We start from the raw sequence: 429 nt of genomic DNA on the forward strand, positions 1-429 counted from the left end.
GAATTGGGATGGATACCCACAATATCGACTGCAGAACGGGCGGTAACTTCCAGTACAAAAAAACGGAGCAGTTCTTTCTGTGCTTTTTTCTTTAATTTGCAGTGCGTTATCTTCATATTTCGAGGGTAACATATCTGCTAATCTAGTACAGCCCCTAATTTAATTGTTCCTGCTAACATAACTAACCTCAGTTAGCTAAGGAAGGAGATGAAATATTTAGTCTTGTCAGATTAGCACACTATCAATTTTCAGACGACCCTTTGTTATAATCCTCTCTTTACCTGAACATAAAACAGGCTGTCTTATGGAAGTCATCCAATATCCCAATTCTCCGTTTAAACTCCATCAGCCATTTCCTCCTGCCGGTGACCAGCCCGCTGCCATTGCCGGCTTGCTCGAAGGGCTTTCAGACGGCCTGGCCTATCAAAC

General features: G+C 42.9%; 1 pseudogene. It reads right to left on the minus strand.

Going from position 1 to position 429, the window contains the following annotated elements:
- A pseudogene (locus ACTHUM_RS20085) lies at positions 1–116 on the minus strand (IS1595 family transposase); the annotation flags it as partial.
- Between the last annotated feature and the right edge of the window lie 313 nt (positions 117–429).

The sequence above is a fragment of the Neisseria sp. P0021.S006 genome (genome assembly GCF_051956895.1).